Annotated in this window: 11 protein-coding genes; 7 read left to right on the top strand and 4 right to left on the bottom strand. The window is 35.3% G+C overall.

The features are described from left to right. Positions 1 to 9 precede the first annotated feature (9 nt). From AsAng_RS20435 to AsAng_RS20420, 4 genes are all read left to right on the top strand, one after another. Positions 10 to 450, top strand: coding sequence for a hypothetical protein (locus AsAng_RS20435; RefSeq protein ID WP_264788961.1), 441 nt, complete (start codon positions 10 to 12; stop codon positions 448 to 450). Between the two features lie 203 nt (positions 451 to 653). Continuing rightward, positions 654 to 1,196: a hypothetical protein gene (locus tag AsAng_RS20430; protein ID WP_264788960.1), complete on the top strand. Its 543-nt coding sequence runs from the start codon at positions 654 to 656 to the stop codon at positions 1,194 to 1,196. 136 nt (positions 1,197 to 1,332) lie between these two features. Beyond that, positions 1,333 to 1,704, top strand: a complete 372-nt coding sequence (locus AsAng_RS20425) for a BlaI/MecI/CopY family transcriptional regulator (protein ID WP_264788959.1) — start codon at positions 1,333 to 1,335, stop codon at positions 1,702 to 1,704. Between the two features lie 102 nt (positions 1,705 to 1,806). Further along, positions 1,807 to 2,943 (top strand): M56 family metallopeptidase, encoded by a 1,137-nt coding sequence (locus AsAng_RS20420; protein ID WP_264788958.1) that lies wholly within the window; start codon positions 1,807 to 1,809, stop codon positions 2,941 to 2,943. Positions 2,944 to 3,033: 90 nt separating this feature from the next. On the opposite strand, the gene AsAng_RS20415 is transcribed toward AsAng_RS20420, so the two are convergent. The 3 genes from AsAng_RS20415 to AsAng_RS20405 form a co-directional block, all read right to left on the bottom strand. Then, positions 3,034 to 3,507 carry a hypothetical protein gene (locus AsAng_RS20415; protein ID WP_264788957.1) on the bottom strand — a complete coding sequence of 158 codons (474 nt, stop codon included), beginning with the start codon at positions 3,505 to 3,507 and terminating at the stop codon, positions 3,034 to 3,036. 117 nt (positions 3,508 to 3,624) lie between these two features. Next, on the bottom strand, positions 3,625 to 4,263 hold the full coding sequence (locus AsAng_RS20410) for a 4'-phosphopantetheinyl transferase family protein (RefSeq protein ID WP_264788956.1): 639 nt from the start codon (positions 4,261 to 4,263) through the stop codon (positions 3,625 to 3,627). 365 nt (positions 4,264 to 4,628) lie between these two features. Beyond that, positions 4,629 to 5,450, bottom strand: coding sequence for a lysophospholipid acyltransferase family protein (locus tag AsAng_RS20405; RefSeq protein WP_264788955.1), 822 nt, complete (start codon positions 5,448 to 5,450; stop codon positions 4,629 to 4,631). Positions 5,451 to 5,551: 101 nt separating this feature from the next. On the opposite strand from AsAng_RS20405, the gene AsAng_RS20400 reads away from it, so the two are divergent. Continuing rightward, the gene (locus AsAng_RS20400) at positions 5,552 to 6,883 is read left to right on the top strand and encodes an HTTM domain-containing protein (protein WP_264788954.1); all 1,332 of its coding nucleotides are present in this window, start codon (positions 5,552 to 5,554) and stop codon (positions 6,881 to 6,883) included. 16 nt (positions 6,884 to 6,899) lie between these two features. Here AsAng_RS20400 and AsAng_RS20395 read toward each other — a convergent pair whose 3' ends face one another. After that, complete coding sequence (locus AsAng_RS20395) at positions 6,900 to 8,681, bottom strand: leucine-rich repeat domain-containing protein (protein WP_264788953.1); 1,782 nt, start codon at positions 8,679 to 8,681, stop codon at positions 6,900 to 6,902. A gap of 196 nt (positions 8,682 to 8,877) precedes the next feature. On the opposite strand from AsAng_RS20395, the gene AsAng_RS20390 reads away from it, so the two are divergent. Together AsAng_RS20390 and AsAng_RS20385 are read left to right on the top strand one after the other, a co-directional pair. Further along, positions 8,878 to 9,438: a helix-turn-helix domain-containing protein gene (locus AsAng_RS20390; protein ID WP_264788952.1), complete on the top strand. Its 561-nt coding sequence runs from the start codon at positions 8,878 to 8,880 to the stop codon at positions 9,436 to 9,438. Positions 9,439 to 9,532: 94 nt separating this feature from the next. After that, positions 9,533 to 11,719, top strand: a complete 2,187-nt coding sequence (locus AsAng_RS20385; RefSeq protein WP_264788951.1) for a heavy metal translocating P-type ATPase — start codon at positions 9,533 to 9,535, stop codon at positions 11,717 to 11,719. Positions 11,720 to 11,807 lie beyond the last annotated feature (88 nt).

Genomic DNA, 11,807 nt, shown 5'->3' with positions numbered 1-11,807 from the left:
AATAAATTTATGATTTCTGTAGTTCGAGATAAAGATTTCCTGTATAAAAACTTTTTAACAAAAAAGACAATTTATAACCAAAATGAGTCTTATTGGAAGCGCTATGTCAAAAATGTATTAAAAACAATGGAAATTGAACCTGAATCTTGGTTGGTCAATGAATTTGCCAATGGTAATAAGGTTTATGATGGAAATCCAATTTATAGTGCCAAAATTGTTGATAAAAAGGCGATACGAATTATTCAAGAAGAGCCAGAAAGTGACGTTATCCAAATAATGGCTTGGATAGATGAAGCCGAAGATGGAGAACAGGGTAAACTTGTTGAGCTAGTCATTTCTTTAGAATTAACAAAAAAAACAAGAGAATTAGCCCTAACATTAATTGAAAAGTGGGCTTCTGAAACAACTACAAAAGATTCCATGAATTCATTTATTGAAGAGCTTCTTTAGACGATTAACAACGATTTTGCATAAAAAATAAAAAATGGGCATCAAATCTTTCAAGGTTTGGTGCTTTTTTTAGTTACGTAAGAATAGTATTCCGATAAACCAAAATTAGAATGATTTTTGAAGCTCCATACAATAACGCTAGCGCAGTACTTTTAGCCCCTTAAAATTTATGCTTAACATTCCCCCTTATTAATCCTTAGAATATGAGCGAAGAACTATTGGATGATGATACAATCAATGCAATACAATATATAGATTTGCCTAGGCTTAGATCTTCAAAAGTAGAAAAAATAGAACGATTGATGCTTGGTAATCTCTTTTTCATTGCTCTTTGCATTGTTTGGATTAATTGGGAGGCTCCATATTTGAGCTGGTTGCAGCTCTTAGTGGATTGTTTGGAAAGCATGTCCTTTACGGTGATGGTTCCCTTTATTTATGTGTTGCGCTGGCGAGCTATATCATTTAAAGTAGATCAAGAAATTAAAAAAAATGACCTTGAAAATATGAAGATGACGGGTTTAAAATTTTTTTTTGTTCTAAATGCTTTGCTACTATGTCTTTTCGGAGGGATTCTTGTCCTAGATGGAATTAAAGAAATAGTGGTACTAGAGGTCGGCGAAATAATCATTGGAGGGGTGATATTGATGATGGGCATTATCAGTTTTTATTATTTAGATCTAACCCAAAAACAATGGGAAATGCTAAAAAAACATCTGGATACAGGTGGACAAACAATGAATGTTTAAACACAATTTGTTGCTGATAATGTAAATGTTAGGATAATAATAATAGCGTTAAAATATTAGGAACTTAAAGATTAGTTTTTTAACTTAGTCTTTAGTTATTGCGTAATAAAACAGGATATAGAAAATACATTATAATATGACAAGGATACTAACACCTTTAGAGTTGCAAGTGATGAACTTGCTTTGGAAAAAAGAGAAGGTTTTTATTAAGGATCTCTTAGAGGCTTGGCCCGTAGATAAGGATGGTAAAAAACCTGCTTATAATACTGTTTCTACCATTGTAAGAATTTTGGAAAAAGACAAAGGATTTATTGGGTACAAGGCCTATGGGCGAACCCATGAGTATTTCCCCTTAATTAGCAAAAGTGATTATCAAAAAACGTTTCTAAAAAATGCAATTGATAAGGTCTTTGCAGGTTCGGTGACCAGTTTAGTTTCTGCTTTGGTTGATGACGAAAAGGTTAACCAAGATGAAATGGATGAATTAAAAAAATTATTGGAGGAATAATAACGAGCTTATGGTGGATTCGGAGTTTTGTGCAAACACAAATCTCCCAAAAGCTACGTTCTAACAGTACAGCTTTTGTTTTTCCATCTTAATTTTAAGCATATGATAAATTATATACTACTCTCTTCTTTGTTATCTATAATAGGAGGGCTGTTCTATTTTGGATTCTTAAAAGGGCGGCTGCAAGTACTACAAGCAAAGTATGTTCTTTTGGGAATAATGGCTTTGAGTTGGACGGTACCAGCTATGGTTCCTAATTTGCCCAATTATACAGTTGCCTTAGAGAAAGAATATTTATTGGATTATCATAATTACGACGATTGGAATGTTGTAGATATTGAGGATCAAAATTTAGTAGCTTGCTATGAAACGGCTGAAAATAGTAAAGAACTCTGTCACTGTGAGGTAAAACAGCAATCCAATGTCTTGTATTACCAATCCAATCCATACTACAATTTTATTATTACCTGTAAAAGCCCTTGTTTTTGGTTTTTTGTAATGATGTTTTTGATTTTTCTAATGGATTTGGCTGTAAAAATGGCTTGTTTGGTTTATTTAGTGGTCAAGAGCCCAAGTGAAAAAAGAGTATTGGCAGGAACTACTTTTTATATACTTCGACCAGAGCAAAAAATGCCTTTAGCCATTAGCTCTTTTAGTTTATGGAAACATTATGTGATTGCTCATCCCAATTTAGAAGCTAATTTTTCTGAACGAGAAATGGAGGCTATTTTATTGCACGAAGTGGCACATCTACGCCAACGGGATACGTGGCAACAAATGTTGTTGCATTTATTGAAGTGTGTTTGGTGGATGCAACCGATGTATTATTTCTTCAAACGAGAATTAGAACATCTCAATGAATATGTGGCGGATGATTTTGCGGCCGAATATATTGGCAATGCAAAATTCTATGCCAAAACCTTGTTGAAAGCCAAAGAGAAACAAGGGCAGCAAGAGCAATTAAGTTTAGTGGTTTGTTTTGCACAAGGATTATTCAAACAGCGTATTGTCCGATTGGTAAGCACTCCCAATACACACTATAAACCAAATTGGTTGTTAACATTGATATTGGTAGGGGGCGTGTTTTGGAGTACCAGCATTGTGGCACTGCCCGTTTTGCAAGAACAAGATATTGCGATTAAGCAATATGAAATATTACAGGAAAAAAACTCCATAACAGGAAAGTATGAGTTTTGCAAAAGTTGTATTCTAGAAGAATTAAGTAATCGTTCAAAATAATCTATAGGAAAAATTCGCCTTATTTATTGATTACTTAAAAAAGAAAAAATAATAAAGAGGCTGTTCTTTTTTTAGAGAGCAGCCCTTTTTTTATTGTATAGAGTCAATTGTTGGTTCAGTGGCATTTTCTGTTTGCGCTTCTTTCTTAGCCGAAAAAGAACCAATGTCTTTGATGCCCGAATATTGAGTTAGATACCATTTGTTATTGATTAGAGAAAATAAATTTTCAATCATAAAGCGATTTTGTACTATAATCCGTTCTCGCATGACATCTCCCATGTCAAAAAGTGGCACCATTGTAATTTCTTCACTTTCTAAATTCACTGCTTTTTTAAACCTCCAATTCTCTACCTCCCAATAAAAGGGCTCCTTACTTCCGTCAGGATTTTTACCCAATAAAGGAAATTCAATGCGCTGGATTTGAAACAAGCTATCTTCGTAAAATCGAGCACGAAAGACTTGGAAATCTTCTCTTCCTGCCTCATCTAAGGGGATAGAAGGATTGTTAGTGCAGGCATAAAAAAAGAGACAGGTAATAAAAAAAGCAATTGCTTGTATTTTCATATTGATGGTGTTTTTCATTCGTTAGGAAAGCCCTAATATTGTAACAGCGCAGTTAAGTAAGTATTTATTTTTCGACTTAAGTTAAGTGCATGTACGGAACAAACTCTTAATTCTTAATTAAACTTTAGTTACAACACAAAGGTAATAATTTGAAGTCTTTTCATAAAAAACTTTATAGGTTGCTTCAAATGCGGGTTTAATAATTTTTGCGGTAGTAGTGCCTTGCCTAGAAATTGCAAAGGGGCTAATGTGTAGATGTTGGATAAAATTGACCTGCCCCTGTCCATAAGCTTTAAACAGGGCTTCTTTGATGCCCCAATAGAGATGTAGATAATCGATATAATAAGGGCTGTTTTTTAGCGTAGACAATACCTTAGGAGCAATATATTTAGCGGCAATTCGCTCTAACTTAGGGCTAGGAACTTGCAAATCAATACCAATGGGTTGTTTGGATTTAGCAACCGAAATATAGTTTCCACTATGACTAATGGAGAGTTGGAAGGATTGATCGATTAATTCTAACTTACCAAGTTTATTTTTCTGAAAATTTAAATAGGAAGTATTAAAGAGTTCTTGTAGCCCACATCGGCTTGCCAACCACTGCTGCCAAGCTTCTGAATGGCTGTACTTTTTCTGAAGCAAAAGCGATTGGTTCTTAGGTAACTGTAGTTGTTGCTCTAGAGAAGAAGATGATTCTATGATTTGCCAAATGAGTAGCTCAAAATTGGACTGTTGATATTTTAGTAAGATAGGCATATTGCAAATATAAAATTTGCTTGGCAAAACACATAAAAAAAGGCCCTCTGGTCAATCACTCCAAAGGGCATAGGGATATTAAAATAACTAATTTCATTAAATCCTCAATAAGTAAGGGATCACTTAAATGAAGAAATACTAATTCAACTATCTATTACTAATATAAGGATATAAAAGGAATGAAAAAAACACAAAAAATACAAAAACTTAGTTTTTATAAGGCGTTTTTAGGAGAATTAAGTTTTTTATTTTGAAAAATAGTTGTTTTTTAGTTTTTTGATTCATAGTGATTTAGGTGGTATTTTTTTTGTGCATCTAAAAAAAAAACTTCACAAAAACTTAAAAAAAAGTACTCTAGATTACTTTTATTTGTGCAACATCTGGGATAAAATCCTTTTAAAAAGGGTTTTATTGGGATCTTTGTCACGAATTTCTAGCAAATCATCGATGCCTTCTTCTATATTTTGGCGCACAATAGCTTTTAAGCCCTGTATGGTCTCTTCATCTTGAGCCATACCTTTGTATTTGGTGGTAGCGATTGGTTTACTGAATTTATAATAAAATCGTTGAGGTTTGGGTAAGGGAGTTAGACCAACTCCTTTGACAATAGGTATAATCATATCTTTGCGAGCCCCAAATTGTTTGAGCAGCAGCCCTAAAGGAGAAGATAAAATCTCTTTGCTATCCCAAACCAATTCATAACACTCTTCAGCTCCAACAGCCGAAAAGGGCACAATTGTACATTGATGTTCGATGGCCATTTTTACAAACCCTGTTCGATTGTTCCATTTTAGTTTATAGGCTTCTCCTTTATTTTTAAAAGCTTCTCTTGCGCCTCCTGGAAAAACCAAGGTATATTGCTGATTTTGCATTAACTCTGTACAGTTCTTACGGCTGGCTTCTACCATACCAAACTGACTCGCCAAATCTCTCCAAAAGGGAATTTGAAAATGTGCTCGATCGCCTAAAGAGTAGGTAAATATATTTTTGTCATTGTATAACTTGAACCACATGATGCTGGCATCCCAGAGTCCTAATAAGGTGTGATTTCCAACAAATAAAACAGGCCCTTTTTCTGGAATAAGGTGGGCATCGTAAAAAACAGGATCATTGAGCCAAAACAAAGGCTTAAATAAATTAAACATTTGTTTTACTTGTTTGTCAGAGGGGCGATTTGATAAATCCATAGTTTTTGTTGTTAAGTTGATATAACAGTACCTTCACTATAAAATTACCAAAAAAAATAGAAATTTACACGATTATTAAACCAAGCTTAAAAGGAGAATCATTGAATACAATAATCAACCTACTTTCTAAGAAAATATCAATTGCCCCCCTGCTTGTTTTCCGAATACTATTTGGACTAATGGTTGCTTATGGCGCACTTTGGTCAATTGGCAAAGGAGATATTCAAATGCGCTATTTGAAGCCTACCTTTTTTTTTAAGTACTATGGGATGGAATGGTTAGAATTTGTAGGCGATACAGGAATTTATTTTCTGTATGCAGTATGGATATTGAGCGCCCTAGGAATTATTTTGGGTGCTTTTTATCGATTATCAATCGGTAGCTTTTTTTTGGTGTTCACCTATTTGCAGGCCTTAGATGCAACCAACTATATCAATCATTATTATGCCATTTCTATTTTAGCATTATTTTTAACTTTATTGCCTGCCAATGCTGCTTTGTCTATCGATGCTTGGAGAAAGCCCCAAATTAAGCAGCATGAAATTCCTTATTGGTACATAGGTGTTTTTCAAGTACAAGTTGCCTTGATTTATACATTTGCAGCCATTGCAAAAATGAATTCAGATTGGTTATTGGCTGCCATGCCTTTAAAAATTTGGTTGTTGCAAAGCCAAGATTTTCCCCTGATAGGAAGCTTGTTTAAATACCATGCCGTTCATTTGGGAATGAGTTGGATTGGCTTTTTATTTGACTTGACAATTGCTTGGTGGTTGTGGAATTCCAAAACAAGAAAATGGGCTTATATCGTAGTGGTTATTTTTCATACCATGACAGGTTTATTGTTTAATATCGGCTTATTTCCTATTCTAATGATTTTTAGTACAATTGTATTTTTTAGCCCTAACAGCCAGCTTTCTGTTTTACAACGATTAGGGGTAAAACTAAGTACTCAAAAAAGCCCCCAAGCGGATCACAAACTGTTAATTTGTTTTTTTAGCCTTCATTTTTTTGTACAAGTAATTCTACCTTTTCGACATCATCTGTTGTACAACAGCAATCCACTATGGTCAGAGGAGGGCTACCGTTTTTCATGGTGGGTCATGTTATTAGAAAAGGAAGGGATGGCAACCTTTTATGTAGAAGATCCAAATTCTGAACGGCATTGGGTGGTTTCTAATTTAGAGTTTTTAACTCCTTTTCAAGAAAAAAGAATGGCAATACGTCCTGATCATATTCTACAATATGCGCATCATTTGGCTGCTGTTTATGCCAGACGCTATGAAATAAAAGATCCAATTGTTCGAGCAGAAGTATTTGTAGCAATGAATGGGCGAGTAAGCCAACAGTTGATAGATCCCACTGTTAACTTAGCCGCCGAAAAACGTAGCCTTTGGCAAAAAGACTGGATTTTGCCTCTTCAAGATGCTCAATAATAAGCTGCCTAATCCATTAAAAAACAATTTTAGTATAAGGCATTTCTTTTTGTAATTGTTCTATCTCTGCTTTAGGAATCGCATTATAATTAAGAATTAAATGACGTAGTTTTTTTAGCTGACGTAGTTCTTTGGGGAGGCTTGTTAATTGATTAAAACTTAAATCAAGGGTACGCAATTTTTTAAGTTGATTAATTTCTTTGGGAATTGTTTTGATTTTATTGCTGCCAAGGTTTAAGGCGACCAATGATTTGCATTCAGTGAGTACCAATGGAAATTCCTTCAATTGGTTTTCTTGTAGTTTTAGCCCACGGAGCTGTTTTAGATTACTAAATTCTAACGGTAGCCCAGATAGGCTATTATAAGATAAATCTAAGGACACTAAATTAGACCAATAAGGGACAATGGCAGGGAGTTCTGCCAACTGACTATTGGATAAAGTGACCAATTTTAATTGGTTTAAATTTTGTAGCGATTTGGGAAATTGCTTAATCTTATTATCATAAAAATGTAAGATTTTAAGTTGCTTTAAATTGCCCAATTCTTCAGGCAAAGCAGTTAGTGGGGTGCCTCGTAAATCTAGCATTCTTAGTTGGGGTAAGGCACCAATAGACTTTGGGAGTTTTGTGATCTTATTAAAACTTAAATCCAATAGTTTTAGCTGTTTTAGATCGCCTATATTTTCAGGTATTTTGCTAATAAAGTTATCCATTAAGTCCAAATCTTCTAAAGAGGCTATTTGAAACAACTCAGGAGGAAGCACGGTTAACTCATTGTCCATCAAATCAAGCTTTTTGAGCTTAGGCATATCTTTGATGTAGGGAGGAATATGCAGGAGTTTGGTAGAGCTAACATCTAAATATTCTAGGTTGGGGATCGTGATGATCTCTTCGGGAATTCTATACAAGGGATTGACGCTTAAATCTAATTCTTTTAGCGCCTCCATCTTGGCAATTTCTTTAGGGATTGCTTTGATGTTATTAGAGCCTATATTAAGCTTTTCTAATGTAGAAAGTTGGGTCAAAACAATAGAAAACTCATTGATGCCATTAGAATTGAGGTTGAGTCGTTTTAATTTTTGGAGCGAAAGCAGCGCCGTTGAAAGACTATCTAAATAATTGTGATACAGATTCAATTCTTCCAATTTTTTAAAATCATTTAGATTGGTAGGAAGGCGGTGAATAAAATTGTACGTAAGGTGCAATTCTTTGAGTTTTGGAAGTTTTCCTAAACTAGGAGGAATAGCGATTAAATAGTTATTAGAATAATCAATTTTTTGGATCGAGGGGGCAAAGGCTGCTGCGTGAAAACGATCGATAAGCTGTAGACGTTGCTTTTGGGAACAGTATTCAGTAATCGCCTGATGCGTTTCTTGGATAGACGTTTTGGAGGAGTGCCTAATTTTATAACGTTCTACGGTGTTTAAGTTATATAGAATCAATGATTTTATGGTGGGGATAGATAGAATAGGACTAAAATCATAGTATTGTTTGTTGTTAACGACTATTTTTAGTTGATTCACTTTACGAAGCTTGGAGAGTTGTTGAAGTACAACATCACTATAAGCGCTATCTCGTATGTTGAAAAATATATCTTTGTACTTCTTGCGTGTTATTTTGGGTAAGATACTGTTCGCTAAAGAATCGCTGTTGGCTTTGTAAGATAAGCTAGTTGATCGTTTTGCCTTTCGAAATTGTTTTTGAGTTTTATTGGGATCTTGGCGATGGGTTAAATTAAGTTGGTAATGACAAGCGGTACAACTAAAAAAAAGTAACAGTAGATAGAACGTGTATTTCATGGAATAATCAATTGGATGGTGATAATGTTAGCATTATACGCTAATCAACTCATAAAGATAACTTCTTTTAACTTTTTTATGTTATATAAGATAATACTTTAACAGGAGATCTATTAGATCGCTCGTTGGGCACCCAAAAACTTCTGAAGTTTTGTGATAATGGTTTGTACCGATAGAATTAAAATGATGTTACAACATGAAAATATACGTTAAAAATATGGTTTGTCGCCGCTGCAAAATAGTAGTAAAAGCAGTATTGGATCAATTAAAAATTAACTATGTTGCCATTAATTTAGGCGAAATAGAATTGGCAGGCGATTTGACAAAAGGAGAACGAAAGTTACTAGTGGATGAGTTTAAGTTGGTCGGCTTTGAATTAATTAATGACGAAAAAAGCAAAACAATAGAGCGCATTAAAACCCTGATTATTGATTTGGTACACCACCAAAATAATCAATTAACTTACCCCTTATCCGAATATCTATCCAAAGACCTTTTACAAAGTTATGCAGCTTTGAGCAGCCTATTTTCGGAAGTAGAACAGCAGACGATTGAACAATTTTACATTGCTCAGAAAATAGAACGAGTAAAAGAATTGTTGGTCTATGGTGAATTGACGTTAAGCCAAATTGCTTTGGATTTAAATTACAGCAGCACTGGTCATTTGAGCAGCCAATTTAAAAAAGTAACTGGTTTTACACCAACTTATTTTAAACAATTAAAAGATAAGAAGCGAAAGCAAATTGAAGAGTTGTAAATGTTGTAAATCATTTTGAAAATTGTATAACAGCTTTCCGTCATTTAGGGAGTACTTTTGTACCAAGTATTAAATAATTGAACAATGAATTGGAATGGAAATATATAATATCGAGGGGCTATCCTGTGCCTCTTGTGCTGCAAGTGCTCAGAAAATATTAGGGAGAACGAAAGGAGTGGGGAATGTTCGAGTAAATTATGCAACAAAAACGGCAGCAATAGCGGTAGAACAAGAAACAATTGGTCTGGACGGGCTCAATGATCGATTAAGCAAATTGGGTTTTAAGTTATACCCTAAGAGTAGAACAGCGCACAAAGAACGTCAAGAAAGAGAACAAAAAGCACTTCATACCTTAAAAATGCAATTGATAAGAGGGAGTATTTTTGTACTGCCTTTGTTTGTGATCGCTATGTTTATGCCTGAAATCCCGAATGCCAACTTTATTATGTTTGGCTTAACATTGCCCATCTTATGGTGGTCAGGAAGGCATTTTTTTAGCAGTGCTTTTAAGCAAGCAACGGTGCTAAAAGCGAATATGGATACTTTGGTTGCATTGGGGACAGGCACGGCTTTTTTATTTAGCACTTTTAATACTTTTTTTCCTTTTGTTTTGGAGTCCTATGGGATTATCCCACATGTTTATTTTGAGGCAGTAGGTGTTTTGCTTGTTTTTGTCTTATTGGGAAAATACTTAGAAGCAAAAGCCAGTCGGCAAACTTCTTCGGCAATCGAAGCTCTGTTGGCTATGCAAGTACCAACGGTTCAATTGTTAGAAGAAGGAGTAGAAAAGAAAATGCCAATAGAAGTGATTCAACTTGGAGATGTTCTGAAAATTAGACCAGGGGATGTCATCCCGTTGGATGGTAAAATTATAGAAGGAACAGCTCACCTTGATGAAAGCATGTTAACGGGAGAATCAAAGTGGATTTCTAAAAGGATGGGGGATGAAGTACTAGCGGGCACCATTCTTCAACAGGGGAGCTTTTTATTGGAAGTGACAAGGGGAGGAGAAGATACCGTGTTGGCGCAGATTATAACTTTAGTAGAACAAGCTCAAAGTACTCAAGTTCCGATCCAGAAGTTAGTAGATAAAATTGCGGCTGTATTTGTTCCTGTTGTTATTCTAATCGCCTTAATGACTTTTGTCTTTTGGTTGACCAATGGTCTATGGGTCGAAGGGCTGGTAAATGCTGTTGCTGTGTTGGTTGTAGCTTGTCCTTGTGCCTTGGGACTAGCAACGCCTACGGCTATTACAATAGGAATTGGCGAGGCTGCTAAACGGGGGATTTTGATTCGAAATATTGAATCGTTGGAGCGAATTTCTAAGATAGATGCCATTGTTTTGGATAAAACGGGAACCATTACCGAAGGAAAACCTGAAATTACTCAAATGGATTGGAAGGCAGGAAGTACTAGAGATTTGGAGGAAACTTTACTGGCGTTAGAAAATGAATCAGAACATCCTATTGCACAGGCTATTGTTCATTATTATGAAAAGAAAGGGATTACTGCTAAAGAACCAGTGCATAATTTTGCCAATTATACAGGACTAGGGTTAAAAGGAACCGTTAAAGGGGTAGACTATTGGTTAGGGAACAAACAATTGATGGAGCAAGAGCAAATATCAATCGCTCCAAGCCTCCAAAAAAATGCTCAAAAATATGAGCAAGAGGGCTGTACGTTGGTCTTTTTTGCGACAAAGAATGCTGTATTGGCCGTGTTGGGCTTGAACGATGTGATCAAGGAACGATCGGCAGAGGCTATTTTCTTGTTGAAGAAAGAAGGGAAAAAGATTTATATGTTAACAGGGGATAATGAGGGTACTGCAAGGAGAGTTGCTAAGAAGGTTGGCATACAAAATTATCAAGCTAATGTGATGCCACAAGACAAGATTGCCTTTGTACAAGAATTACAACAAAGAAAAGAAAAGGTAATGATGGTAGGAGATGGGGTTAATGATGCTCCTGCATTGGCACAGGCAGATGTTGGCATTGCGATGAATAATGGAACCTCTGTTGCTATCGAAAGTGCAGATGTTGTTTTGAGAAATAACGATTTGGAACAATTGGGAACCTTGGCAAACATTGCTTCGGATATGTTGCGTATCATTCGCCAAAATCTCTTTTGGGCTTTTATTTATAATATAATATTGATTCCTGTAGCAGCGGGAATCCTTTATCCTTGGGGCATTTTGCTCAACCCCATGGTAGCAGGAGGCGCAATGGCACTAAGTTCTGTTTTTGTAGTAATGAATAGTTTGAGACTCAAACAGTATAAATAAGTGGTTAATAGTTTGTGGACTAGTATAATACTCCGTTGATTAACTGCGTTGCTACTGCGTGAGCCTTCAGGTTTTTAACAGAGTAATG

The sequence above is a fragment of the Aureispira anguillae genome (assembly GCF_026000115.1).
Lineage (GTDB): Bacteria > Bacteroidota > Bacteroidia > Chitinophagales > Saprospiraceae > Aureispira > Aureispira anguillae.
This window is presented reverse-complemented; position numbering and strand designations above follow the sequence as displayed.